The 24,573-nt window shown below is 61.9% G+C and carries 21 protein-coding genes; 9 read left to right on the forward strand and 12 right to left on the reverse strand.

Translation table 11 applies throughout. The features are described 5' to 3' along the window. Positions 1–136: 136 nt before the first annotated feature. The 3 genes from C2L66_RS25275 to C2L66_RS40810 all read right to left on the reverse strand — a co-directional run bounded on the left by C2L66_RS25275 (position 137) and on the right by C2L66_RS40810 (position 2,956). Positions 137–460: a hypothetical protein gene (locus C2L66_RS25275; protein WP_060605810.1), complete on the reverse strand. Its 324-nt coding sequence runs from the start codon at positions 458–460 to the stop codon at positions 137–139. A gap of 175 nt (positions 461–635) precedes the next feature. After that, on the reverse strand, positions 636–2,627 hold the full coding sequence (locus C2L66_RS25280) for a hypothetical protein (RefSeq protein WP_060605807.1): 1,992 nt from the start codon (positions 2,625–2,627) through the stop codon (positions 636–638). Between the two features lie 140 nt (positions 2,628–2,767). Beyond that, a complete protein-coding gene (locus C2L66_RS40810; RefSeq protein ID WP_148654614.1) occupies positions 2,768–2,956 on the reverse strand; it encodes a hypothetical protein in 189 nt (62 codons plus the stop codon). Between C2L66_RS40810 and C2L66_RS25285 the strand changes: the two genes are divergently transcribed. The 6 genes from C2L66_RS25285 to C2L66_RS25310 all read left to right on the forward strand — a co-directional run bounded on the left by C2L66_RS25285 (position 2,955) and on the right by C2L66_RS25310 (position 9,366). After that, positions 2,955–3,812 carry an ABC transporter ATP-binding protein gene (locus tag C2L66_RS25285; protein ID WP_224102319.1) on the forward strand — a complete coding sequence of 286 codons (858 nt, stop codon included), beginning with the start codon at positions 2,955–2,957 and terminating at the stop codon, positions 3,810–3,812. The genes C2L66_RS40810 and C2L66_RS25285 overlap by 2 nt on opposite strands. Further along, positions 3,809–4,627: an ABC transporter permease gene (locus C2L66_RS25290; RefSeq protein ID WP_054930718.1), complete on the forward strand. Its 819-nt coding sequence runs from the start codon at positions 3,809–3,811 to the stop codon at positions 4,625–4,627. Before C2L66_RS25285 ends, C2L66_RS25290 begins: the two co-directional genes overlap by 4 nt. Beyond that, positions 4,624–5,601, forward strand: coding sequence for an ABC transporter substrate-binding protein (locus tag C2L66_RS25295; protein ID WP_060607197.1), 978 nt, complete (start codon positions 4,624–4,626; stop codon positions 5,599–5,601). Before C2L66_RS25290 ends, C2L66_RS25295 begins: the two co-directional genes overlap by 4 nt. 79 nt (positions 5,602–5,680) lie before the next feature. Further along, complete coding sequence (locus C2L66_RS25300) at positions 5,681–7,006, forward strand: amidase (protein WP_054930738.1); 1,326 nt, start codon at positions 5,681–5,683, stop codon at positions 7,004–7,006. A gap of 70 nt (positions 7,007–7,076) precedes the next feature. Further along, positions 7,077–7,742 carry a GntR family transcriptional regulator gene (locus C2L66_RS25305; protein WP_060605804.1) on the forward strand — a complete coding sequence of 222 codons (666 nt, stop codon included), beginning with the start codon at positions 7,077–7,079 and terminating at the stop codon, positions 7,740–7,742. Between the two features lie 112 nt (positions 7,743–7,854). Beyond that, a complete protein-coding gene (locus tag C2L66_RS25310; protein WP_060605801.1) occupies positions 7,855–9,366 on the forward strand; it encodes an amidase in 1,512 nt (503 codons plus the stop codon). A 2-nt stretch (positions 9,367–9,368) separates the two neighbouring features. Here C2L66_RS25310 and C2L66_RS25315 read toward each other — a convergent pair whose 3' ends face one another. The 7 genes from C2L66_RS25315 to urtA all read right to left on the reverse strand — a co-directional run bounded on the left by C2L66_RS25315 (position 9,369) and on the right by urtA (position 15,901). Then, positions 9,369–9,683 (reverse strand): FmdB family zinc ribbon protein, encoded by a 315-nt coding sequence (locus tag C2L66_RS25315; RefSeq protein WP_082433806.1) that lies wholly within the window; start codon positions 9,681–9,683, stop codon positions 9,369–9,371. 53 nt (positions 9,684–9,736) lie between these two features. Continuing rightward, entirely contained in the window at positions 9,737–10,969 is a 1,233-nt protein-coding gene (fmdA, locus tag C2L66_RS25320) for a formamidase (RefSeq protein WP_054930721.1), read from the reverse strand. A gap of 36 nt (positions 10,970–11,005) precedes the next feature. Continuing rightward, positions 11,006–11,695 (reverse strand): urea ABC transporter ATP-binding subunit UrtE, encoded by a 690-nt coding sequence (urtE, locus tag C2L66_RS25325; RefSeq protein WP_054930722.1) that lies wholly within the window; start codon positions 11,693–11,695, stop codon positions 11,006–11,008. A 24-nt stretch (positions 11,696–11,719) separates the two neighbouring features. Continuing rightward, on the reverse strand, positions 11,720–12,463 hold the full coding sequence (gene urtD / locus C2L66_RS25330) for an urea ABC transporter ATP-binding protein UrtD (RefSeq protein WP_054930723.1): 744 nt from the start codon (positions 12,461–12,463) through the stop codon (positions 11,720–11,722). Further along, entirely contained in the window at positions 12,460–13,605 is a 1,146-nt protein-coding gene (urtC, locus tag C2L66_RS25335; RefSeq protein ID WP_060605798.1) for an urea ABC transporter permease subunit UrtC, read from the reverse strand. Before urtC ends, urtD begins: the two co-directional genes overlap by 4 nt. 46 nt (positions 13,606–13,651) lie before the next feature. After that, complete coding sequence (gene urtB, locus C2L66_RS25340; RefSeq protein WP_060605795.1) at positions 13,652–14,569, reverse strand: urea ABC transporter permease subunit UrtB; 918 nt, start codon at positions 14,567–14,569, stop codon at positions 13,652–13,654. 66 nt (positions 14,570–14,635) lie between these two features. Next, on the reverse strand, positions 14,636–15,901 hold the full coding sequence (urtA, locus tag C2L66_RS25345; RefSeq protein WP_054930726.1) for an urea ABC transporter substrate-binding protein: 1,266 nt from the start codon (positions 15,899–15,901) through the stop codon (positions 14,636–14,638). 229 nt (positions 15,902–16,130) lie between these two features. Here urtA and C2L66_RS25350 point away from each other — a divergent pair, with 229 nt between their 5' ends. Both C2L66_RS25350 and C2L66_RS25355 read left to right on the forward strand, forming a co-directional pair. Continuing rightward, a complete protein-coding gene (locus tag C2L66_RS25350; protein ID WP_409372604.1) occupies positions 16,131–19,589 on the forward strand; it encodes an ATP-binding protein in 3,459 nt (1,152 codons plus the stop codon). Continuing rightward, a complete protein-coding gene (locus C2L66_RS25355; protein WP_082670427.1) occupies positions 19,582–20,550 on the forward strand; it encodes a response regulator transcription factor in 969 nt (322 codons plus the stop codon). The genes C2L66_RS25350 and C2L66_RS25355 overlap by 8 nt, the downstream gene beginning before the upstream one ends. Positions 20,551–20,756: 206 nt before the next feature. Here C2L66_RS25355 and C2L66_RS25360 read toward each other — a convergent pair whose 3' ends face one another. Beyond that, positions 20,757–22,337, reverse strand: a complete 1,581-nt coding sequence (locus tag C2L66_RS25360; protein ID WP_060605789.1) for an isocitrate lyase — start codon at positions 22,335–22,337, stop codon at positions 20,757–20,759. 133 nt (positions 22,338–22,470) lie between these two features. After that, positions 22,471–22,671 carry a hypothetical protein gene (locus C2L66_RS40815; protein ID WP_148654613.1) on the reverse strand — a complete coding sequence of 67 codons (201 nt, stop codon included), beginning with the start codon at positions 22,669–22,671 and terminating at the stop codon, positions 22,471–22,473. Between the two features lie 235 nt (positions 22,672–22,906). Here C2L66_RS40815 and C2L66_RS25365 point away from each other — a divergent pair, with 235 nt between their 5' ends. Continuing rightward, positions 22,907–24,250, forward strand: a complete 1,344-nt coding sequence (locus tag C2L66_RS25365; protein WP_060605786.1) for an MFS transporter — start codon at positions 22,907–22,909, stop codon at positions 24,248–24,250. Positions 24,251–24,573: the final 323 nt, after the last annotated feature.

Here is a 24,573-nt window from a genome sequence, read left to right on the forward strand (position 1 = left end):
CAGGCACACGCGCGGACCGATTTGCAGCCACCGACTATCAGTGTGAGTTCGATCGATCGCCCCGATCGGCATGTGAAATACGAAAAAACCCGCCGACCTCACCAACCCCGCATTCCGGATCCGCTGCGTAGGCGTTTTACCCTTCACGTCCCGCGTATGCATGAAGAGTCGATCGATTTTCCCTTTTGCCCGATGCGATGAAGTCAGTTGACTGGAGCGCAACTGTGTCTGAACCGCCGATCGACCGCTTGCTGCTGGCGCGCGCCACGATGCGCGTCAGAAACGTGTAGAAGAGTTCGAGCTGTCTTGCGTCGGAAGCGCGTGGTTCGAGGTCGAACACATCCTCGAGCACGCGGCGCGCCAGGTAGAAACGTTGAAGCCCGTGGACCACCCTGACCTGAAAGACGATGCCATCACTGTTGTGCGGCACCCCCGCCCAAATGAGCACATGGTTACTCATGGAGCCCCCGGTTCATCGTTGTGCGTTTCAAAAGCTGTTGATTGATGGTCGCACACTGAACGGCAGCCGAATATCTTTCAAATCTGTTTCACGCAGAGATTTGGCATTTTTACAACGGCCACATATTTCAACGCGGCAAAAAATAGCCAGACGATCTGCAATTCATCCCCCCGGCTCAATTCAGTTTCACCCAACCCGCTGCGCCCGTACCGCGATAGATGTACATGCCCGCCCCCGTTCCCCCGCCCTGCACCACTGCACCGGCGTACGAGGGCGTACCCGCGAAGTTGACGATATCGTTGTTCTGTGGGGTCAGCACAGCGCCGCTCGCGGTGATCGCCGCAAGGTCCGACTTCGTGATGCGCACGGTACCCGACACGACCGTGACCGCTTGCGCACCTGCGCCACTGACCGTGGTGCCGAACAGTGACAGGGTCGTCGCCCCCGCTACGTTTCGAACCAGATTCGCGCCTGTGCTCAGCATGCCGCCGACATAGGAAACGTTCGCGGTGAACGCACCGTTCATAAAAACCGGATGCGTCTGGTTCAGAATCTTGCAATCGCGCCACGCCAGCGTCACGCCGGCAGCGGATGCGTTATTGATCTGCACGCCCGCCTTGACGCCGTTGAAATAGCCATCGGAGACCACGCCGTAACCCACGTACGCCGTATTGGCGACCAGACAGATGCCTTGACCATCGGCGCCGCCATTCGGGCCGGTGATGTTGTTGCCGCGCGACCGGAAGTTGTTTACGCCACCCGCCAGAAGGAACCACGATTGCGGTATCTGATAACCCTGTGCGGTCACGATCCCGTCCAGCGTGAGGTCATCGATCACCGCCGCATTTCCAGCGCTGTACTGGTTGATAAAGCACGCCGCCGTAGGGGCGGTCGCGCCGCTCGAATTGATGGTGAGCCCGTCGATGATCACCTGGCGGGCAACCGTCTTATTGCCGAACTGGATAAACGCCTGGTTCGACGTCAGGTTCGACGGGGTCCATTCACAGTCTTTGAACTTCAAGCCATCCAGGTTGAACGTGTTGTACGGCACCTGTATCGACACGGCGATATGGCCATTGGCGCCGACCGACGCATCGCAGTGCACCTGTTCGACAACGACGTTGCGCACTGTCAGCGTGTTCTGGCCATCGGCAGGAGACCCGCTCGGCGTCTTCTGCACGACCATCATGCTGCAGTTCGAGTTCGTCATCGCGTAATAGCCACGCGTGATCCTGACGTTCTCGACCAGGCCGACGCCGGAATACTCGGAACCGTTCACCTGGTCGAAGTCGCCTGTGATCGCGATTCCCGGCGACGCCGGTGCGGCCGGCGCAGTATTCATATTGACCTCCCAGCCGTCCACCGACACATTCCTGACATTGCCGGTGCCCGTGCCGTTACCCGTCGTCCGCGTGCCCGGAAGAAACACCACGAGACTCGAAGTCCGGGTTTGGCCTGCGAGGCCGGTACAGCCGTAATACGCGCAGTCGTTGATCCGTACGTCCACAATGTCGCCGACTGTCGGACCGCTGCGGTGCCAGTCCCACGCGTTCAGCGCAATAAACGCGTCATTCGAGAACCCACTGCAACGATCCACGACAATGTGCTTCGACGGCCCGTTGATATGAATGAAGTCACGCGCCACATTCGGATTCATGTCGTGGAAATATGCGTCCGTACCGATGTACTGACAGAAGAAGCCATTCGTATTAAATGGATTTGCAATCGCGCACTCGAAGTTCTTCACGTTGATCATCGAGATTTCGCCCTGAATACCATAGAGAAAGGTATTGGCCGTAATCGCGCTGACTGCCTGTGTGAGGCTCGTCTGGCTCGCTGCGTTACCGTCGATCGTGCCTTGACCGAAAAACCCGATATTGCTGTCACCAACGGGTGGACTCTGAAGCGCCCCCTTGTTGATGAACATGCACAGGTTGTAGTTGGCGGGCTTGCGGTGCGTCACGCCATAGCCCAGCAGGAATGACGTGTTGGTCGGCATGACCACCTCATTGCAATAGTAGACGCCCGGGCTATTGACCTGGACCTGCACGTAGGTAAGCGTACCGACATTATTCAGTGCGTTCTGAATTACCGTCGCGTTCGCGGCGGCCTTCGTGGAATCGTTATAAATAATCGATGCACTCACATCGATGATTACCGAAGCCATGATGTCTCCCTACGCGATTTTCAGCAGTGAAAGCGCGGAGGGCCGGCGCATTCCTCGTCACGCCATAGGTGCGATAGCGTATTCGCTAGCGCTATAAACATAGGCGATATGTAATGCATCAGCAACCGGGAGGCTCGCGTTCACTGGTTCGCTTCGATCACCCCGCTTGCACCCTCTTGGTCTTCATCCCCATGCCCGCACCATCTTCGGGCGCGGAAATCCCCAATTGCGCGCCGAATTTTTTTCCAGTTGCGCCGCGTTTTTTTTGATTGTGCATTATGCGTTGTGCACAGCACAAACGCACACCACGTACCGATGGGGATGTCCATGAGTCTCTCTGCCTTTGCCACTGCGCCAGCAGCGGGTGCAATCGATACGACGCGCGCGTCGGGCACGGACCGCCTGAAGGTCCAACAACTCAGTCATGCATTTCGGAGCGCCGATGGCGTCGACGTGCCGATCTTCGAGCGCCTCGACTTCAGCGTGAAGAGCGGCGAGATCGTGTCGATCGTCGGTCGCAGCGGCGCTGGCAAGAGCACGCTATTCAATCTCGTTTCGGGGCTGATCCAGCCGCAATCGGGCCATGTCAGCGTGGGTGCGCGTGAAGACGGCAGCGCGGGCCGCATCGCCTACATGCTGCAAAAGGATCTGCTGATGCCGTGGCGCACGGTATTGCAGAACGCGGTGCTCGGTATCGAGCTGTACCGCAAGGTCAAAGCGGCTGATTACGAACGCGCACGCCAGATGCTGTCGCGTTATGGCCTGGGCGCCGTGGCCGACGCTTATCCGCACTCGCTTTCCGGCGGCATGCGCCAGCGCGTGGCGCTGACGCGCACGCTGCTCGTCGACCCCACACTGGTGCTGCTCGACGAGCCGTTTTCAGCGCTCGACTATGAAACACGGCTCGCACTCGAAGACGATGTGATGGCGCTGCGCGAGCAAAGCGGCACGAGCGTCGTGCTCGTCACGCACGATATCGAGGAGGCAATCGCGGTAAGCGACCGTGTGATCCTGCTGGGCGGCCGCCCCGCGCGCATCGAAGACGATATCGACGTGCGCCTCACCACGCACGGCCCGCGCACCGCCGTATCGGCGCGCGAAGCGCCCGAATTCCGCACCTTCCATTCGCGCGTCTGGAACGGACTGCGCAGCCATACCATCCAGCATGCGGGAGCCACGGCATGAGCGACGTAGCAATGTCATCCGACGCGCCGGTGCGCCGGCGCACGAAGCGAGGCCACGCGGCAAAGCTCGGCACTACGGGCGCTGTTGCCCTCATCGTCGTCGCGCTCATCGCGCTGTGGCAGGTGGCCGTCTCGGCTGGCTGGATCAACGGCAAACTGCTGGGCTCGCCTGCCGGTATCTGGCTGGCGGCGCAGCAAGGTCTCAACGGCGGCACGCTGGTCAGCGACACGCTCGTCACGCTCTACGAAACCGTGCTCGGCCTGGTGCTGGGCAGCGGGCTCGGCATCGGGCTCGGTTTGCTGCTGTGGTTCGTGCCGCGTGTTTCGGGCGTTGCCGAGGGCCTCTCGGTCATTCTTAACAGCATCCCGAAGATCGCGCTCGGACCGCTCATCGTCATCTGGTTCGGCTCGGACATGACGTCGAAAGTGTGGCTCGCCGGCATTTCCACCTTCGCGGTGGCAATGATCTCTTCCTGTGCCGCCGCGCGCGAAGTCGACAAGGACCTGCTCAACCTGTTCCGCTCGTTCAACGCGAAGCCTTCGATGATCTTCACCAAGCTCATTTTGCCGGGCGCGATGCCGTGGGTGTTTTCCACGCTGCGCGTGAACATCGGCTTCGCCCTGATCGGCGCGGTGGTGGGCGAGTACATCGCTTCGCAGGCGGGGTTGGGACACGAAGTGTTCGTCGCGGGATCGCTGTTCGATCTGAACACCGTGTGGCTCGGCATCATCGTGCTCACGCTGATGGCGACGCTGTTGAGCTGGATCGTTCAATTCACGGAAGCAAAGGTCATTTCATGGAAGGCAAAACGATGAAACGGATGAACGCACGCATGGGCGCGATCGCGGCGGCTGCCGCGATAACGGGGTTCGCGGCGCAATTGCCCGCGCAGGCGGCCGAGCCGGTGACGGTGTATCAGGCATTCCAGTCGATCCAGTATCTGCCGCTCTACGTGGCAATCGACAAAGGCATCTTCGCGAAGAACGGGCTCGACGTGACGAAGGTCACGGCAGGCAGCGGTGCGGCGGGCGTGGCTGCCGTGATCGGCGGCCATGCGGACTTTTCGCTGCAGGACCCGATGACGGCCGTGCTCGCGAATCTCAAGGGCGCGAGCGTGATCAGCGTGGCGAACGTGGTGGCAGGCGTGCCCGTGTGGGTGATCGCGCCGCCCGATGCCGGCGTGCATCAGCCCGGCGACATGTCGAGCAAGAGCGTAGCCGTCGCGCTGCCGCCCTCCACCAGCACTTACCTGCTGCAACGTCTGATCAAGGATCAGAAGATCGAGAAGGTCTCGCTCAATACCGTGCAGCTCGGCACCGAGCTCGCGCCCGTCAGCGCGGGCCGCAGCCAGGCGGCGGCCGTTTACGAACCGCAGGCCGACACCGGTATCGCGCAGGGCTACAAGATCGTCTACGGCTTTCCGAAGGCCTATCCCGGTGGCTACGCATTCTCGACCATCGACACGCTCGCCTCGACCATCAAGGACAAGCCGAAGATGGTGGCAGCGTTCGTGAAGTCGATCGCCGAGGCCGAGGCGCTCATCCATCAGTCGCCGCAGACGGCCAAGGATGTCGCGAAGAGCGAATTCCCGTCGCTCGACCCGAAGATCGTGGAAGCGGCCGTCGGACGGTTGATCGACCAGAACATCTACGCGCCGACGCCCGATATCTCCGAACAGGCTTTCCGCAACGCGCTGGATTTGCAGGAATCGATCGGCAATATCAAGCCGGGCGCCGCAACCTATGCGGGATCGGTCGACAATTCGTTTGCGGCTTCGCTGGGAAAATAAGGCATCCGCCGTCATTGCCGGCAATCGACCCACGCGTTCGCGTGCCCCCGTGCGCGAACGCTTCGAATGGAAGTGCGACATGACCGAAGCCTCGCCGTCGTTCGTGACGGAACTGATCGCGCAACGCGGCAATGCCGCCGCGAGCCGCGCCCGCCTCGACGCGGCCATCGCGCGCGCCGACGCGCTCGAAGCCACGCTGCATGCCTTCACGTACCGGCCCGAAGCGTATGTCGAGCCGGATGCGCGCGCGCCGCTCGCGGGTTTGCCCGTTGGCGTGAAGGATCTGATCGACACCATCGACATGCCGACCGCGTACGGCTCGCCGATCTATCGCGACCATCGTCCGCAGGCGGACGCCGCGATCGTGACGAAGCTGCGCCAATATGGCGCGCTCGTATTCGGCAAGACCGTGACCACGGAATTCGCGTGGCGCCAGCCCGGCCCGACCGTCAACCCATGGGGCCATACGCACACGCCGGGCGGCTCGTCGAGCGGTTCTGCTGCGGCCGTGGGCGCCGGCATCGTGCCGCTCGCGCTCGGCACGCAAACGGTCGGCTCCGTGATACGTCCTGCCGCGTATTGCGGCGTGGTCGGCTACAAGCCGAGCTATGGCAGCATCCCGCGCGATGGCGTGCATCCCCTCGCCGCGTCGCTCGATCACATTGGATTTTTCGCTCAATCGGTGGAAACGGCCGCGCTCGCGCATGCGCTGTTCGTGGCGGGACGCCCGGAGGCGATCGACCGAGCGCAGAGCTGGCAGGCGTGGTTCGCGCCGCTCGCCTCGCCGCCGCGTCTGGGCGTGGTGCGCACGCCTTTCGATGCGCGCCTGCAGGACGCGCAGCAGGCCAATTTCGAAGCATCGCTTGCGCAGTTGCGCGCAGCAGGCGCCGAGGTGGTCGAAATCGGATTCGGCGCGGATCTCGCGCAGATCGTCGATGCGCTGCAGGTGATCCTGCGCGTGGAGGCGTGGCACGCAATCGGCCCGGTGTCGGAGTATCACCGCGCGCAACTCAGCCAGCACATGCAGGCGCTCATCGACGAAGGCGCAGCGATGCCCGCAGCACGCTACCGCGAGGCACTGGCGTTGCAGTCCGCACTGCGCGCGGAATCGGCGGCGCTGCTGGCGGGCTGCGACGCGCTCGTGAGCGTACCGGCGCCGGGCGCAGCCCCCGAAGGTCTCGACGATACGGGCGACCCGGTGTTCTGCGCGCCGTGGAGCCTGCTCGGTGTTCCTGCCGTGACGGTGCCGTCGGGCTGGACAGCGCGGGGCTTGCCGCTGGGTTTGCAGATCGTCGGCGCATTCGGCGAGGATCTGGCGGTACTGCGCACGGCGGCGTGGGTCGAAGCCGCGATCGGTGCGAGGCGTGACCTCCCGCTCGATGCACGCCACGGATCTGCCGCCTGACCATTCTCGCCAACGCGAAAACACGGGTACGGACGGACGCCCGTAGATCAGGCCACCAACAGGAGACGCCATGGGCAAGCCATATCGCACGATTCAGGAATACGTACTGGGGACGCTGCGCGTGGAGATCCTGCAAGGCGTCTACGCGGCGGGCACACGGCTGCGCCAGGAGGAAGTCGCGAAGCGTCTCGGCGTGAGCACGACGCCGGTCCGCGAGGCGTTTCGCGATCTGCGCGCGGAGGGGCTCGTCGCGATCGATCCCAACAAGGGCGTCGAAGTGCGCGGCCTGACGGCTGACGACGTCAGCGAAATATACGAGTTGCGCATGATGCTCGAGCCGATGCTCGCGGCACGGGCATGTCTGAACGCGAGCGCTGAGCATCTCGACACCGCGAACGCATGTCACGAAGCGATGAGTGCGGTCGCACCGACTTCCGAGCAATGGACCCTGCTCAACGAGGAGTTTCATCAGGCACTGATGCACAGCGAAGCCAGCACGCGGCTGTTCGAGGTCGTGCGCGGGCTGTCGCTGCTCGCAAGACCCTATGTCTCGCTGTCCATGTATGTGCAGCCCGATATCATGGCAAGCAACAACGAAGAGCATGCGCAACTGCTCGCCGCCTGGCGTGCGCGCGACGCGGACGCGGTGCGCGAGCAGACGCGCGTGCATCTGCTCAATACACGCGATGCCATTGTCGCGTGCGTCGATCAGTCGGCGCGCCCGCTGGCAGCGTGATTCACTGCGTGACCTGCCAGCAGTAGCAGTGTCAGGATTCGCGTCGCCTTTCGCATCACGAGCCGCTGTCCTATCCAACCGCCCGGTCTCTCGCATCTCAATCACGATCCGCATGTCCGAAACCCTGCTGGAACTGTCCGCCGTCGAGGCACGGCGCCTGATCGGCGCAGGCGAGCTTTCGCCCGTCGATCTGCTCGACGCGTGTCTCGCGCGCATCGAAGCCACCGAGCCGTCCGTCAATGCGCTCGCCGCCACCGCGTTCGAACGGGCACGCGACGAAGCGCGGCGCGCACAGGAAGCCATAGCGCGCCGCGAACCGCTCGGCCTGTTGCACGGCCTGCCCATCGGCGTGAAGGATCTCGAAGAGACAGCCGGCCTGTTGACCACCTACGGCTCGCCGCTCTATCGCGAGCACGTGCCCGTCGCGGACAACGCTTTCGTTGCACGTCTGCGTGCGGCTGGCGCGATCGTCGCCGCGAAAACGAACACGCCTGAAATGGGTGCGGGCGCCAACACACGCAACGCGGTGTGGGGCGCGACGGGCAACCCGTTCGATCCGCGCCTGAACGCGGGCGGCTCGTCCGGCGGCTCGGCGGTCGCGCTCGCGACGGGCATGTTGCCGCTCGCCACGGGGTCGGACCTCGGCGGTTCACTGCGCATTCCCGCCGCGCTGTGCGGCGTGGTGGGTTTCCGCGCGTCGCCGGGCCTCGTGCCGTCGGCGCATCGGCTGCTGGGATGGGCGCCGAACTGGGTCAGTGGACCGATGGGCCGCTGCGTCGCCGACGTGCGTCTGCAACTGGCCGCCGTCGCGGGACAGGATGCCGCCGATCCGCTCGGCTATCCCGCGCAGCTCGATCCGCACGCCAGCGCGCGCCTCGACCCCGCCGCGCTGCGCATCGGCTATACGGAAGATTTCGGCGTCTGTGCGGTCGATGCCTCGATTCGCGCGACGTTTCGCGCAAAGCTCGCACGTATCGCCACGCAGGTGCGGGTGTGCGAACCCATCGAGCCAACCGCACTCGACATGGTCGACGCGCATCGCGTGTTCGACGTGGTGCGCGCGCAGGAATTCGTTGCAAGCCTGCGCGAGACCTACGAGCGCGATCCCGCTCTGCTCGGGCCGAACACGCGTGCGAACTACGAGATGGGCAGTGCACTCACGCTCGCCGACGTGACACGTGCCGACACGCAACGCACCGCACTGTACCGGCGCTTCCAGACCCTGTTCGGGCGCTACGACGCGATCGTTTCACCCGTGTCGCCCGTCACGCCGTTCGCGTGGACCACGCCGCATTGCGCGCAGATCGACGGCGTGGCGCTGGAAAACTACTATCGCTGGGTGGCACTGACCTACGTGGTTACGCTCCTCACCAATCCGTCGATGTCATTGCCCTGCGGCGTCGATCACATGGGCATGCCATTCGGCCTTCAGATCATCGGACCGATGCGCAGCGAAGCGCGCCTGCTCGATGTTGCGCAGGCGCTCGAGGCCGCGTTCGCCCGCGACGAGGCGCTCGCGCGGCCCGTGCCCGATCTGCGGAAGCTGCGCGCCATGCGCGGCGACGTGCAGGCAGACCTTCGTGCCATCGTTACGCATCCGCCGGGTTCTGCTTTTGTGAAATAGGATCAGTGGCTGATCATCCACGGCCGGCCGCCACCGTTGCTCTTTAATCCCGTTGGCGCTGCACCCGCCAGCCTCGGTTTCGTGCTGCTGCCACACCCGCAACCCGGGCCGTGACGATGCGGTGCATTCGCAGCACGCTCGTTGACCTGGTGCGCCGCGCGTTGCGTGGACGCCATCAGCGACAATGCGGGCAAGCTCAGTGTCCGCTGCGCGAGCTTGCCGCATGACGGACAAGGCGACGCGCAATCGCGCTCGGAGATGCGGCGCAGCACGGCGAAAGGGCCGCACGTGTCGCAACGATAATCGTAGGTCGGCATAGCCTGCTCCATCATGAATCGCCCGCCGCATCGCGACCCGGCGGGCTCGGACATCAGACGATGTCGGGCGACAGCGGCATATCGATATCGCCCTTGATGTGTTTGATCGGGCCATCCGCGCCCGGGCGAATATCGAAGTCGAATATCTGTGTGGGCAGCCACAACGTCGCGCACGCATTCGGCACGTCGACCACGCCGCTGATATGTCCTTGCACGGGGGCGGTGCCGAGAATCGAATATGCCTGCGCCCCTGAATAGCCGAACTTCTTCAGATATTCGATCGCATTGAGACACGCCTGGCGATAAGCGATGTGCACGTCGAGATAATGCTGCTTGCCGCCTTCGTCGACGGAAATGCCCTCGAAGATCAGATAGTCGTTGTAGTTCGGCGTGATCGGGCTCGGCTTGAAGATCGGGTTCTTGATCCCGTACTTCTCCATGCCGCCTTTGATGAGTTCCACCTTCATGTGAACCCAGCCCGCCATTTCGATCGCGCCGCAGAAGGTGATTTCACCATCACCCTGACTGAAGTGCAGATCGCCGACCGACAGCCCCGCGCCGTCGACATAAACCGGGAAATACACCTTCGAGCCGCGCGACAGATCCTTGATGTCGCAATTGCCGCCATGTTCGCGCGGCGGCACCGTGCGCGCGCCATCGGCGGCGGCTTTCGCCTTCGCGTCGCCAGTGAGCTTGCCCATGTGCGCAGTCGCCGCAAACGGGGGATTCGCAAGGCCTGGCACGCGCGCCGGATCGGTGGCGATCAGTGCGGCCTCGCGTTCGTTCCATGTGGCGAGCATCTTCGGATCAGGCAGACAGCCGATCAGACCCGGATGAATCAGGCCCGCAAAGCTCACACCGGGGATATGGCGTGAACTCGTGAAGAGCCCGTGGAAATCCCAGATGGATTTTTGCGCTTGAGGAAAATGATCCGTCAGGAATCCACCGCCGTTCTGCTTCGAGAAGAAACCGTTGAAACCCCACTGGCTATCCGCCTTCGTGCCGATATCCAGCAGGTCGACGACGAGCAGGTCACCCGGCTGCGCACCCTTCACACCCACGGGCCCAGACAGGAAGTGAACGATCGACAGATCGATATCGCGCACATCGTCTGCGCTGTCGTTGTTCTTGATGAAGCCACCCGTCCAGTCGTACGTCTCCAGAATGAAGTCGTCGCCGGGATTGACCCAGCATGCCATCGGGATATCGGGATGCCAGCGGTTGTGAACCTGCTCGTTGTCGTACGCGGACTGTTCGAGGTCCACCTTGATCAGTGTTTCAGCCATTGCTTACCCTCCTTTGAAATAGCGTGGACAGTCGGCTCACACCGACAGGTATTCGCGGATCTTCGCGGTGTCGGCCTCGGCGCGCGGTGTCTCGTGCACGAAGCGTCCGCCTTCGATCACGAACAGACGGTCTGCCACATCGAGCGCGAAGCTCAGCACCTGCTCCGATACCACGATGCTGATGCCGCGCAGCCTGCGAATCTCGTTCAGCGCATGCGCGATGTCCTTGATGATCGACGGCTGAATGCCTTCCGTGGGTTCATCTAGCAGCAGCACTTTCGGTTGCGCGACGAGCGCGCGGGCAATGGCGAGTTGCTGTTGCTGGCCGCCCGACAGATTGCCGCCCTTGCGGCTGCGCATGTCGTACAGCACCGGGAACAGTGCGTAGATTTCTTCGGGCACGCGCTTTTCGCGTGTGTTTTCGAGTCCCGTCTGAATGTTCTCCTCCACGGTCAGCGTGCCGAAAATCTGCCGTCCCTGTGGTACATACGCGATGCCTTTCTTCACACGCCTGAAGCTCTCGTCGCGCGATACGTCCTCGCCGTCTACACGCACAGCCCCGCCCTTGAGCGGCAGAATGCCCATCAGCGATTTGAACAATGTCGTCTTGCCCATCCCATTGCGGCCCATGATCGCCACCGTCTCGTTCTTTTGGGCGGTGAAGCTGATGCCGTGCAGTGCCTCGCTCTGGCCGTAGCTGACGAATACGTCGTCGACGTTCAGCATGTGCGGTCTCCTTTCAATGGCAACTCAGTGACCAAGATAAACGTCGATCACGCGCTGGTCCGATTGCACCTTCTCCATCGGCCCCTCCGCGAGGATCTTTCCCTGATGCATCACCGTGACCTTGTGCGCGATCTGTTCGACGAAAGCCATGTCGTGCTCGATCACGATCATCGAGCGGTTCTGGCAGATTCGTTTCAGCAGCTCCGCCGTAATCTCGCGCTCGCGCACGCTCATGCCGGCAATCGGTTCGTCGAGCATCAGCAGTTCCGGCTCCTGCATCAGCAGCATGCCGATTTCGAGCCATTGCTTCTGGCCGTGAGACAGCAGCCCGGCTTCGAGATCGAGTTCCTTTTCCAGGCCGATTTCCTGCGCGACGCTCTTTACGCGGTCCAGCACGTCGCTCGTGCGCTTGAACGCGAGCGCGCCGAATACGCCACGTCCGCGCGGGAACGACACTTCGAGGTTCTGGAACACGGTGAGGTTCTCGTAGATCGACGGCGTCTGAAACTTGCGCCCAATGCCTTTGCGCACGCGTCGAAATTCCGGCAGTCGCGTCATCTCTTCGTTGCGGAACTTGATGCTGCCCGCGTTCGCGCGTGTCTTGCCGCAGATCAGATCGAGCAGCGTGGTCTTGCCCGCACCGTTGGGTCCGATCACGACGCGAAGTTCGCCGCGATCCACATACAGGCTCAGATCGTCGACCGCCTTGAAACCGTCGAACGCGACGGACAGCCCTTCGACGGCCAGCACGAAATCGGTGTTGCTCATGACGTGCTCCTTGCGCCACGGCGCATGAGCCAGGGCTTCACGTGACTGTCGTAGAGGCCCGCGAGCCCGTTGGGGAACGCCATCACCACGCCGATGAAGAGCGCCGCCATCAGGAACAGCCACAGGTTCGGAAAGCTCTCGGAGAACCACGTCTTGCCGAGATTGACGAGAATCGCGCCGTACACAGCGCCGACCAGCGACATGCGTCCGCCGACAGCCGCATAGATCACCATCTCGATCGACGGCACGATGCCCACGAACGACGGCGACATGAAGCCCACCTGCAACGTGAACATCGCGCCGCCGATCGCCGCGAGCACGGCAGCGAGGCAGAAAGAAAAGACCTTGAACATCGCCACGTCGTAGCCGGAGAAACGTACGCGGTCTTCCTTGTCGCGCATCGCCAGCAGCAGCGTACCGAGCTTGCTGCGCGTGACCCGCCGGCAGAAGAGGATCGCGGCGAGCAACAGCGCCGCGTTGACGAAGTAGAGAACCAGCTTGGCGTGATCGCCGCGGATGTCCCAGCCGAGCAGCGTGCGCAAATCCGTGATGCCGTTTACGCCACCTGTATAGCCTTGCTGACCGATGATCAGCACCGACAGGATCAGCGCCACAGCCTGCGTGATGATCGCGAAGTACACGCCGCCCACGCGCCGCTTGAACATGGCGAAACCGACAATGAACGCGAGCAGGCCAGGCACCACCAGCACCGCGAGCAACGAAAACGGCAGTGAGTGGAACGGCTTCCACCATAGCGGCAGCGCGGTCAACTGGTTCCAGTCCATGAAGTCGGGGATGCCGGGCGTCGACTGGATTTTCGTGCTGACGGGATCGGAGGCTTCGAGCTTGAGGAACATCGCCATGCAATAGCCGCCCAGTCCGAAGAACACGCCCTGGCCGAGGCTCAGCACGCCGCCGTATCCCCACGCGATCACGAGGCCGACTGCGACGAACGCATAGGTCAGGTACTTGCCCATCAGGTTGAGGCGGAACACGTCGAGCGTCAGCGGAAACACGACGAGGATCAGCAGCGCCAGTACGATGAAGCTGCCGTAGCCGCCGCGATGCAGGAACATACGGCGCAACCAGCCCGCGGCCGGTGGCGCTTGCGTATCGACGGGGGCATCCGCGATTGGATTCATGGTCGTTTCTCCCGCTTGCGTCGAAGAGATTGAAGAGTGGGTCAGTTCACGCACGGCGCACCTTCGATGCGAACAGGCCCTGTGGCCGCAGCATCAGCACGATCACGATGGTGAGCAGCGTCAGCACACGCGCCGACGAACCCGTCATGAAGAACTCGGTGATCGATTGCATCTGCGCGATGCCGAACGCCGACGCTACCGTGCCAAGCAGGCTTGCCGCGCCGCCGAAGGTGACCACCAGAAACGAGTCGACGATGTAGAGCGAGCCGCTTGTCGGTCCCGTCGAACCGATCGCGGTGAAGGCAGCACCGGCAACGCCCGCCATGCCGCAACCGATCGCGAAGGTCATGCGGTCCGTCATCTTTGTGTCGATGCCGGCCGCGTTCGCCATCTGCCGGTTCGCTACCGTGGCTCGCACACGCAGGCCCCAGCGTGCGCGGTACAGCGCGAGCAACAGGCCGCCCGTCATCAGCGCAGCAAGCGACATGACGAAAAGACCATTGATGGGGATGTCGAGGCCCTGCTTCGGCGACCATGAACCCATCAGCCACTCGGGCAGGTTCGGGCTGACTTCCTTCGGGCCGAAGGTCGAGCGAAACACCTGCTGCATGCCCAGGCTCAAGCCCCATGTCGCGAGCAACGTGTCGAGTGGGCGCTTGTAGAGATGACGGATCAGCGCCCACTCCGCGAGCCAGCCTGCTGCGAACGCCAGCACGAACGCGACGACGATCGCGAGCGGGAAATACACCGGCCTGAAACCGGGCCACACCGTATCGGCGACCTGCGAGAACATGTAGATGGTGTACGCGCCGATTGTCATGAACTCGCCGTGCGCCATATTGATGACGCCCATCTGGCCGAAGATCACCGCGAGCCCAAGGCCCATCAGCAACAGCACGCTGAACAGCGAAAGGCCCGCGAAACCCTGCATCAACGTGATGTTGAGAATGTCCGAAGCCGACATGTTTCCCTCCTCGAATGAAGCCGCTCATATCACGTATGTGATGCGACACGAGCAGCGTGGCAGCGCTTACTGATAGCCCTTCGGGAATGGATTCGGCTCGATCAGATCCGGCGATTCCGCGACCACCTTGAACTGCCCGTCCGCCTGCGCCTGGCCGATGCGCGTCCGGCTCCACAAGTGGTGGTTCGCGTGGATCTTCACGTAGCCTTCGGGCGCCGTCTTCAGTTCGATGCCTGGCGAAGCTGCAACGACCTTGTCGACGTCGAAACTGCCGGCTTTCTCGACAGCCGCCTTCCACAGCCATGGCCCGAGGTACGCTGCCTGCGTGACGTCGCCGATGACCGCCTTCGGCCCATACTTCGCCTTGAACGCCGCGACGAATTTCTTGTTGTTCTCGTTGTCGAGCGATTCGAAATACTTCATGGCCGAATAGAAGCCCGCGACGTTTTCGCCGCCAATACCCAGTACCTCGTCTTCCGTCACTGAGATGGTCAGCAGGAACTGCTTGTCTGCCGTAATGCCCGCCGCCTTCAGCTGCTTGTAGAACGCCACGTTCGAGCCGCCGACGATGATCGCGTAGATGCAATCGGGCTTCGCGATCTTGATCTTGTTGATGAGCGAATTGAAGTTCGTGGTGCCGAGCGGGTAATACTCTTCGCCGACGACCTTGCAGCCCTGCAGGTGCCCCTCGATGTGCTTGCGCGCAATCTTGTTCGACGTGCGCGGCCAGATGTAGTCGGAGCCAATCAGGAAGAAGCTCTTCGCCTTCTTGGTCTGGTTCGCCCAGTTCAGGCCCCAGAGGATCTGTTGGGTCGCTTCCTGTCCGGTATAGAAGACGTTTTTCGACTGCTCGAGGCCTTCGTAGAAGGTCGGGTAGTACAGCAGACCGTTGTCGCGCTCGAAGATCGGCAACACAGCCTTGCGCGACGCCGATGTCCAGCAGCCGAACACAGCGGCCACATGGTCGTTTTCCAGCAGCTTCTTCGACTTCTCGGCAAAGGTGGGCCAGTCGGACGCCCCGTCTTCCTGAATGATCTTGATCTTGCGGCCCAGAATGCCGCCCATCCCGTTGATCTGCTCGATTGCCAGACGCTCGGCCTGAATCGAACCCGTCTCGGAGATTGCCATCGTGCCGGTAGCCGAGTGAAGCTGGCCGACAGTCACTTCCGTATCGGTCACGGCGAGGTTGGTCGTATTGACCTTCGCGGTCGGATATTGCTGCGCCCAGCCGATGGCCGGCACCGCGAGCGCGGGCGCTGCGGCGAGGCCCATCAAGAGTTTGCGGCGCATGGCCGACGGCATGATCTGGTCGTTGTGATCGTCGTGCGACATCGAAATCTCCCTTGTGGTCGTATCCGGTTTGCGTCTTCGGAGCGAAATGTAGGGAGCCAATTTGCGCGGTTGAATACGTCATATGACGTAGGGCGCTCGCGAAAACGGCTTCATACAATCGAGTCCGCCACGACGTTCCATAGCCAGACGTTCAAGGAAGGGCCATCGAATGGAATGCTACTTGCATGGCGAGCCCGATCCACCCGGAACCCGCCTACTCCAGCCATCGATGCACCAAAGGGAATCCCCGCCTGCCGCCACCGACGATGCAGCGACCCAAGCCGGGGCGTCGCGCCCGGCAATGGGCGGCACGCAACGTATCGTGAAGATTCGCCGCGACTACAACGCATGGGTCGCCGATGAAACGCTGGAGGACTACGCGCTGCGCTACACGCCGCGCGGCTTCCGGCGCTGGTCGGAACTGCGTGTCGCCAATACGGCGATGGGCGCCGTGTCCTTTCTCGCGCTCGAAGCCATCGGCGGCGCTCTTGTGGTGAATTACGGCTTCACCAACGCGGTGTGCGCGATTCTCGCGGTGGCGGTGCTGATCTTCCTGACGGGTATGCCGATCAGTTACTACGCCGCGCGCTTCGGCGTCGATATGGACCTGCTCACGCGCGGCGCGGGCTTCGGCTATATCGGCTCGACGCTGACGTCGCTGATCTATGCCGTCTTCACCTTCGTGTTCTTCGCGCTCGAAGCGGCCATCATGTCGCTCGCGCTGGAGTTGTATTTCGGCATACCGCTCTCCATCGCGTATGTGATCAGTGCGCTCGTCATCATCCCCGTGGTGACGTTCGGCATCACCTTCATCAACCGCTTGCAGGGCTGGACGCAGCCGCTGTGGATCGTGCTGCTCGTCGTCCCTTACGCAGCCGTGCTATGGCGCGAACCGCACGCACTCGCCGACTGGTTCACCTTCGCCGGGATCTCGGGCGAGGACCGCAAATTCAATCTGTTTGCGTTCGGCGCGGGCTGCACGGTGGCGCTGTCGATGATCGTGCAGATCGGCGAACAGGTCGATTATCTGCGTTTCCTGCCACCGCGCACGAGCAGGAACCGCGTGCGCTGGTGGATTGCGTTGATCGCGGCAGGACCAGGCTGGATCATTCCCGGCGCACTGAAGATGCTCGGCGGTGCATTCCTCGCGTTTCTTGCCATCCAGCACGAAATCGATCCGGCAAAGGCCGTCGAGCCAACGCAGATGTACCTCGTTGCCTATCAATACCTGTTCCGCTCGCCCGAAGGCGCGCTTGCCGCGATGACCCTGTTCGTCATCGTGTCGCAGATCAAGATCAACGTGACCAATGCGTACGCAGGTTCGCTCGCATGGTCGAATTTTTTCGCACGGCTCACACATAGTCATCCTGGGCGCGTGGTATGGCTCGTATTCAACGTGCTCATCGCCTTGCTACTGGTCGAGATGGGCGTATTCGAAGCGATCAGCAAGGTGCTCGCGCTGTATTCGAACGTGGCGATTGCGTGGATCGGGGCGCTCGTCGGGGACCTCGTCATCAACAAGCCGCTCAAGCTCAGCCCGTCGTATGTCGAGTTCAAGCGCGCGCATCTGTATGACGTGAACCCGGTCGGCATCGGCGCGATGTTCGTCGCATCCGCCGTCGCAGCGCTTTCGCATGCGGGCGTTTTCGGGCCGGTGGCCGAAGCGCTGTCGTCGTTCATTGCATTGCTGGTGGCGTTCGTGTGTGCCCCCATCATTGCACTCGTCACCCGGGGCCGCTTCTATCTGGCGCGTGACGACAGCACGCTCGCGCCCGGTGCGACCCTGCGCTGCGTGATCTGCGAAAACACCTTCGAACGCGAAGATATGGCGCATTGCCCCGCCTACGCGGGTTCGATCTGTTCGCTATGTTGCTCACTCGATTCACGCTGCAACGACTCGTGCAAGCCACACGCCCGTCTGACCACACAGCTAGGGCAAACCGTGCGCAAGCTGTTTCCGCGCCTGCAGCTCGGACGCGCGAGCTTGCGCATCGCGCAATACCTGGGGTTGTTGATTGTCGGGCTCGTCTTGCTCGGCGGCGTCATGTCGATCCAGTGGTATCAGAGCGTGAGCGCCCTGTCCGACCTCGACACGATAGCGCGCGACGCGCTTCTGCACGGTTACCTGGAAGCGTTCTTCGCACTCGCGCTGGTCGGATGCATTGCTGCGTGGTGGCTGGTGCTGGCGAACGAAAACCGCAAGGTCACGCAGGAAGAACTGCAGCGCCAGGCCGAATTGCTGATGCAGGAAATCGAGGCGCACCGCAAGACCGACGCGGCGCTGCAGCAGGCAAGTGCGGCCGCTGAATCAGCGAACCGTGCGAAGAGCCGCTATGTGACGGGGCTGAGCCATGAACTGCGCACGCCGCTCAACAGTATCCTCGGCTATGCGCAACTGCTCCTGCAAGCCACTGATGAACTCCCTCCCGCACGCCGTGAAGCGGCAGCGACCATCTATCGCAGCGGAGAACACCTGCTGGCGCTGGTCGACGGCTTGCTCGATGTCGCGCGCATCGAGTCGGGCAAGCTTCAACTGAACGTCACGGAAGTCTCGCTGCCGGATTTCATTACCCAACTCAGTGCGATGCTCGAACCGCAGGCGACCGACAAGGGCCTCGCGTTCGACTTCCAGACCACGGGCCGCATGCCGGAAGTGGTTCGTATCGACGAAAAGCGCGTGCGGCAGATTCTGATCAACCTGATCGGCAATGCAATCCGTTTCACGTCGCAAGGCCGCGTGAACGTGCGCGCCGGATATGCGTGGGAAACACTGACCTTCGATATCACCGACACTGGCCCGGGCATTCCTGCCGCCGAACTGGAGCGCCTGTTCCTGCCGTTCGAACGCGGCGCGGCCGCTCGCGAGCATGACCACGGGGCGGGACTCGGTCTCACCATATGCCGGCTGCTGACCGAGCTGATGGGCGGCAACCTGCAGGTACAAAGCGAAGTCGGTAAAGGCACGCGCTTCATCGTGAAGCTGTTCGCATCGGAAGTGCGCGCACCCGTGCGGTTTTCCGGTGGTCAGATCAACATCAGGGGCTATCCGGGCAAACGGCGCACCGTGCTGATCGTCGACGACCTGACGGAGCAGCGGCGCATCATCACGCAGACGCTCGTACCGCTCGGCTTCGACGTGATCGAGGTTGGGAGCGGCCCGCAAGCACTGCAATGGCTCGCGACGGGCGGAGCCGATCTCATTCTGATGGACGTGGCCATGCCGATGATGGACGGTTTCGAGGCGAGCCGGTTGATCCGTGACAATCATCTGTCGGACGCGCCCATCCTGATCCTGTCGGCAAACGCCTTCGCGGACGACCGCGAAAAAGGCGCGGCGGCCGGATGCGACGATTATCTGGCCAAGCCCGTGCACCTGCCGCTGCTGCTCGACAAGATGGCTACGCTGCTCGACTTGCAGTGGATCACCGAGCCCGCGCCGCTATCTGCCGAAGCATCCCTCTCGCCACAGGCGATTGCCTCACTACCGGCGCCCTTGCTCGACAATCTGCGCTCAACACTGGAGATGGGCTATATGCAGGGCTTCATCGAACAACTGGATGCCGCCGAGCATCATGCCCCCGAGCTCTCCTCGCTCCTTGAACCACTACGTGCAATGGCGCGGCGCTTCAGGCTTTCCGAACTCGCGCGCGTGCTTGCGCCACCTCAGCCGACCAACCCCGATGCATGACGATCAACACCTTCTGCCCAGCGAGACGGCGAGCCTGCCCGAGCTGCCCAACGACCGCGCGGTCGTGCTGATCGTCGACGACACGCCCGACAATCTCGCCCTGCTCTCGGATACGCTGAACGACGCGGGCTATGCGGTGCTCGTCGCGCTGGACGGCCAATCGGCGCTGCAACGACTCGCGCGAGTGACGCCCGACGTCGTGCTGCTCGACGCACTGATGCCGGGCATGGACGGCTTCGAGACTTGCAAGCTCATCAAGAGCGATCCGCGCAATCGACACTTGCCCGTGATTTTTATGACCGCGCTGACAGAAAGCGAACACGTCGTGCATGGCTTTCGCGTTGGCGGTATCGACTATGTGCCAAAACCAGTCAAGCCGAGCGAAGTGGTCGCGCGTATCGCCGCACACGTGCAACGATCCCGGCAACAACGGCATATGGATGTGGCATTGGCGATCGGCATGCGCGCGGCACTCATCGCCGCGGAAGACGGCACCATACGTTGGCAAAGCGAACTCGCACGCGAGCGGCTACCCCGCTACGCAGCAGTGGGTGCGCCCGGTGACGGGCTGCCTGACTTGCTGCATCAATGGCTGCTGCGCTGGATCGGCGCCGGCTGCGATTTGCAGGCGAGCTTCGATACGGTGAGCGGCCGCGTGCGTCAAAGCGTACGGGTACTCGGACGCGCGGAGCACGGCGACTGGCTCATCGTGCTGGAAGAGTTCGACGATGCGTCGCAGACCGATAGCCTCGCCGCACGTTTCAGCCTCACGAGCCGCGAGGCGGAAGTGTTGCTCTGGCTTTCACGCGGCAAGACAAACCGCGATATCAGCGACATTCTGGGCATGGCGCCGCGCACGGTTAACAAGCATCTCGAACATGTATTCAGCAAGCTGAGTGTCGAAACGCGATCGGCAGCCGCCGCAGTTGCCATGCGTTGCCTCACGCAGCAACAGAAATGAAGCCAGATTTTCAAACGGCTGCGTCAGATTCGAAACAGAAGCCGGCATCTCCGGAAAACACACCGGGTCTTCCTTCGCGGATCGACCGCGCATATCGCTCCTGCATGGACGCGCACAAGGAAACAGCGCCGGGACGCCACGAGCTATCGGGCGAAAAAAAACGCCAACCTGCATGGGTTGGCGTTTTACCCGGCGTATGACTGGTATCAGAACTGGTTCATGGTGTTGTCTTTGCCCGCCGCTTTCAGGGCAGCTTCGCCGCTGAAATACTCCTTGTGGTCATCGCCGATGTCCGAACCGGACATGTTCTGGTGCTTGACGCACGCGATGCCCTGACGGATTTCCTTGCGCTGCACGCCAGCCACATATCCCAGCATGCCCTGGTCGCCGAAGTATTCCCTCGCCAGATTGTCGGTGGACAGTGCGGCGGTATGGTACGTCGGCAGCGTAATCAGGTGGTGGAAGATACCTGCTTCGCGCGATGCGTCGGCCTGGAAGGTACGGATTTTCTCGTCGGCGAGTTTTGCCAGTTCGGTCTGATCGTATTCCACGCTCATCAGCTGGGCGCGATCGTATGCCGACACATCCTTGCCTGCGGCCTTCATCGCGTCATACGCCTGCTGGCGGAAATTCAGCGTCCAGTTGAACGACGGGCTGTTGTTGTACACCAGCTTGGCGTTCGGGATGACCTTGCGAATCTCGTTGACCATGCCTGCGATCTGGGCGATGTGCGGTTTTTCGGTTTCGATCCACAGCAGGTCAGCGCCGTTTTGCAGCGCAGTGACGCAATCGAGCACGCAGCGCGCTTCGCCCGTGCCGGCGCGGAACTGAAACAGGTTGCTCGGCAGGCGCTTCGGACGCAGCAGCTTGCCGTCGCGCTTGATGATGACGTCGCCATTGCCCAGTTCGTCGGCCGACAATTCTTCGCAATCGAGGAAAGAGTTGTACTGGTCGCCCAGGTCGCCCGGCGTGCGGGTCACGGCGATCTGCTTGGTCAGGCCGGCGCCCAGCGAGTCGGTACGCGCCACGATGATGCCGTCATCCACGCCCAGTTCCAGAAACGCGTAGCGGATCGCGCGGATCTTGGCGAGAAAGTCCTCGTGCGGCACGGTGACCTTGCCGTCCTGGTGGCCGCACTGCTTCTCGTCGGACACCTGGTTTTCGATCTGGATGCAGCATGCGCCCGCTTCGATGAACTGCTTGGCCAACAGGTAGGTGGCTTCAGCGTTGCCGAAACCCGCGTCGATGTCGGCGATGATCGGCACGACATGGGTGACGTGGTTGTCGATTTTTTCCTGGATGGCGGCCTTGGCAGGGCCTTCCGCTGCATCCAGCTGGCGGAACAGGCCGCCCAGTTCACGCGCGTCGGCCTGGCGCAGGAAGGTGTACAGCTCGCGGATGAGCGCGCTGACCGAGGTCTTTTCATGCATCGACTGGTCCGGCAGCGGGCCGAACTCCGAGCGCAGCGCGGCCACCATCCAGCCGGACAGGTACAGGTAGCGGCGTTCGGTGCTGTTGAAGTGCTTCTTGATGGAAATCATCTTCTGCTGGCCGATGAAGCCATGCCAGCATCCCAGCGATTGGGTGTACTTCGACGGATCGGCATCGTACGCAGCCATGTCGGCGCGCATGATCCTGGCGGTGTACTTCGCAATGTCCAGGCCCGTTTTGAATTTGTTCTGGGCACGCATGCGGGCGGCGTACTCGGGGCTGATCGCATTCCACGCGCTGCCGTGGGTCTCTTTCAAATCGGCAACTGCGCTGATGTCGTCTTGATACTGGCTCATGGTTTTCTCCTAAGGGCGTTTAACTGATCTGGCGTGTCGCTGCGTCTGCGTGTGCGAACTGCATGACTAAATGGTAGCGCCGTTTGACCAGCTTGAACCAAGTCTTATATAAGACATAAGACATAATTTTTGTTTATTTTTCAATGAGATACACGCCGCTTTTTGCCATGTAAAACATGCTTTCAGGTAACAAAAAGATCACGACGCTGAAAGCCCAAGCAAATCTCACAATATGAAACTCGCTTCCGGCTTCTGGAGAAATGGCGCGCGGGGGACCCGACCGGCGATTACCCGCCAGATGGCGATCCAGCGGCCAGCCAGATGGGACATCCATGCTGGACCCGGTAGATTCCCCTGGCTTGCCTCTTCAGGGCACAACGTGCTAATTTTGTTACCGATAACATCGAACGACGGAAAAATGGCAGGCTGAATTGTTATCGGTAACATCTTCGAGCCCGATTGTTCGATTACGGTGAACAGATCGAGGCCCGTCTGCGGGCAGACCCTGAATTCATGCAGGCGACGCCCACCGCCATACCGCTCGAGACATACAAAATGGAGACATTCCAATGCCAACAATCGCTCAGACTGCGGCTTCGCCTGCGGCGGTCGACGAGACCGAAGAACTGCTATACCGCAAGGTTCTGAAGCGGATTCTGCCGCTGCTTCTGCTGTGTTACGTCGTGGCTTATCTCGACCGCGTGAACGTCGGCTTCGCCAAGTTGCAGATGCTCGATTCGCTGGGGATGAGCGACGCCGTCTACGCTTTCGGCGCGAGTATCTTCTTCTGGGGATACTTCCTCTTCGAGATGCCCAGCAATCTCCTCCTTCACCGGTACGGCGCACGGTTCTGGATCGCACGCATCATGGTGTCGTGGGGCATCGTCTCCTCTTCACTCGCCTTTATCTCGCCGCTCGCCAGCTTCTTTCATGTCGAAACGTCCACGATGTTCTACATCCTGCGTTTCCTGCTGGGCGTCTGCGAAGCGGGCTTCTTCCCCGGCATCATCCTCTACATGAACTACTGGTTCCCCGCACGGCGCCAGAGCATCGCCATGTCCGGGTTCCTGATCGCCATTCCCGTGAGCCTGACGCTGGGCGGTGTGATCTCCGGCTGGCTCATGGAAAACACCCATGGCGCGCTTGGCATGGACGGCTGGCAATGGATGCTGCTGGTCGAAGGCATTCCGTCGATTCTCGTCGCGTTCCTCGTGCTGTTTCGGATGGGCGACGGTATCCAGTCGGCGAAATGGCTGACGGCATCCGAAAAGGCATTGCTGCAGAAGAATCTCGAGCAGGAAAGCACGAAGAAGACCCATCGCATCGGGGCGGCGCTCAAGAGCCCGCGCGTGTGGCTGCTGACTTTCATCCTGCTCACGTTCAACACGGGCTTTTACGGTCTCGCTTTTTGGCTGCCGTCCATCATCAAGGCATCCGGCGTCAAGAGCACGCTCAATATCGGCCTGCTGACGGCCATACCCTACCTGAGCGCGGTCGTCGCGATGATCTGGAATGCGCGCCACTCGCGCAAGACTGGCGAGCGGCGCCTCCATGCAGCGATTCCCGCGTGCATCGGCGGCATCGGCCTGATTCTCAGCGCCACCTTCGCGAACAACGTGCCGCTGTCCATCCTCTTCCTGACGATTGCCACCTGCGCCATCCTCGGTCTGATGCCGATTTTCTGGACCTTTCCCGGCCAGATTCTGTCTGGAACGGCTGCCGCGGCAGGCATTGCTCTGATCAACTCGGTCGGCAACCTGTCCGGCTTCACAGGTTCGATGATTACGAGTGTGGCAAAGGACCTGACGGGCAATATCAACAATGGTACTTACGCACTCGGGGCTTGCCTGCTCATCAGTTGCGTGCTTATCCTGTCCATTCCGAGGAGCATGCTGAACAACGACCGGGCCTGATACCGCAGCGGTCGCGCCCGGAGCACGGCTTTCCGGGCGCGTTTATCTGCATCGACAATTACCTCCGTCTGCGTAAGCGTGTCGTCATTAATACGGGCGTCACTTCTCATCCATTGCACCGCCCCACGCTTGCCGTCCACGCCTGCGAACAGGCAGCGCACAATAACCTGCGCGAGCGCGCGCTGCGTGTCAGCGGCACCCGCCCGATCGAGCCACGGCATGTCTGACATATCGCTTACGCCGCGCAGCGCGCATCGACGCGCAAAGCTCAGCGGCGCGACAATATGCTGGTTAGAATAACTGGCAATCAGGCGCCGGCGCGT

Source organism: Paraburkholderia caribensis (assembly GCF_002902945.1).
GTDB classification, from domain to species: domain Bacteria; phylum Pseudomonadota; class Gammaproteobacteria; order Burkholderiales; family Burkholderiaceae; genus Paraburkholderia; species Paraburkholderia caribensis.